Origin of the sequence: Sinomonas sp. G460-2 (genome assembly GCF_047759905.1) — a bacterium.
Taxonomy (GTDB): domain Bacteria; phylum Actinomycetota; class Actinomycetes; order Actinomycetales; family Micrococcaceae; genus Sinomonas.
The window spans coordinates 1-2,010 of record NZ_JBKZWT010000475.1 but is presented as its reverse complement, the minus strand read 5'-3'; the positions used below and the strand labels follow the sequence as shown (position 1 = coordinate 2,010).

The following is a 2,010-nucleotide window of genomic DNA, read 5'->3' as shown; positions in this document are numbered from 1 at the left end:
CAGCAGGGCGCAATCCGCGCGCTCGGCACAGCCGTGATCGCCGCCCATCCTGTGCTGGCCGAGGTGCTCGACCGGCACGGGCTGACACTGGATCCCGTCACCGGCGAGGTCGCCGAACTGCAGCCGTTCAACGCGGTGATGAGCAAGCGGGCCGCGCAGGTGGAGCGTAACCTTGCCCGCTTGGCAGCCGAATGGGAGGCCGCGCACTCCGGCGAGATCCCCGGTCCGGTGGTCACCGCGCGGTTGCAGGCGAAGGCATGGGCGCACGAGCGACCGGCGAAGAAACCGACCAGCCTCGCCGAGGAGGCCGGGTGGGTCGCCGAGCTCCGTCGGGCCGGGTACGACCCCGCAACCCTCACGCGACCGGCACCGCCCACGGTGGTTGCACTCGACGACCTCTCAATCGAGGAGATCGCCTCCCGCGCCCTCGACCGCTGCGCCGCCGGCGCCTCCGCATGGACCACGCACACCGTCACCGAGCACATCACTCACGTGGTGACCGAGCACGGGGTGTGCGCAACCGGCGACGAGCTGCGGGAGTTCGTCGGCCTCGCGGCCCGACTCGCCCTTCAGGACTGCCTCTCGCTCCTCCCGCCCGGCGCACCCGCACCTGAGCACGTCGCCCACCTCACGAGCGTCCGCGTGATCGGAGCCGAGACGAGGCTCCGCGACCTCCTCGCCGCCCGCGTCGCCGACGCCGAGCCCAGGCGTCCCGATCCCGGTGGCCTCGCCCAGGCCAGCGGCCTCGATCCGGACCAGCGTGAAGCGGCCGCGGCAGTTGCGTCGGCGGATCCGCTCGTCGTCGTCGAGGGCGCTGCCGGTGCGGGGAAGACGACGATGCTCGTCGCCGCGATCGCCGCCTCCGAACGCGCGGGGCGACGGGTGCGCGTCGTCGCCCCGACCATGAAGGCCGCACAGGTCGCCGCCGAGGAACTCGGCGTGCCGGCGGACTCGGTTGCGGCCCTCGTGCACGCGCATGGCTGGCGCTGGAACGACGACGGCGTCTGGGCTCGCCTCGCCCGCGGCGCGATCGACCCCGAAACGAGTCGAATCTACGTTGGCCCGCGCGCCGCGGCGCGGATCGGCCGTGGCGAGCGGATCGTCGTCGACGAGGCGGGGATGCTCGACCAGGACACAGCCCTCGCGCTCTTTGCCCTCGCCGCGGAGTCGGGAGCGACCATCGCGCTGGTCGGCGACCGAGCGCAGCTCCCGGCTGTGGGCCGCGGGGGAGTGCTCGACATGGCAGCCCAGGCCCGGGGCCGCACCTGGCAGATGACCAGCGTGCACCGCTTCGCCGATCCCGCCTACGCGGACCTCACCCTCGCGATGCGCGACGGCCGCGACACCGGCGCCGTGTTCGATCAGCTCGCCGCACTCGGTCTCGTCCGGATCCACGCGAGCGAGGACGACGCCCAGACCCATATCGCCGGCACCGCCCGTGAGGGCGACGCGATCACCGTCGCGACCTTGGAGGAAGCCACCGCCCTCAACGAGCGGATCCGCGCCCGCCGAGTGGAGCAGGGCATCGTCGACGACGCCCGCACGGCCACGGGCAGCGACGGGCTGGGCATCGGATCGGGCGACCTGATCCAGACCCGACGCAACGACGCCCGGCTCGGCGTCGCCAACCGGCAGACCTGGAGCGTCCGGCAGGTCGAAGCCGACGGATCGCTGTGGGTGCGCGAGAGCGTCACCGGTCGAAAGCGCAATGCGAGCATCCGCCTCCCTGCCGAGTACGTGGCAGAGCATGCGCACCTTGCCTATGCGGCGACCGCCTACGGTGTCCAGGGCGCGACCGCCCTGGCGTCGCACACGCGGCTCACTGACCAGACGAGCGCGGCGGCCGTATACGTCGGCATGACCCGCGGCCGCCAGGCGAATCAGTTGCACATCGTCGCCGAGAACCTCGCCGATGCCCGGGAACAGTTCACCGCCGCGATGGAACGCGACCGCGCCGACCGCGGGCTCGCCGTCGCCACGGGCCGGGCGGTGGAGGCGATCCGCGGGCTC

General features: G+C 73.0%; 1 protein-coding gene. It reads left to right on the top strand.

What is annotated here, in order from left to right; translation table 11 throughout:
* On the top strand, window positions 1–2,010 hold a 2,010-nt coding region (locus ACLN58_RS21605; protein ID WP_415857267.1), incomplete at both ends, for an ATP-dependent DNA helicase.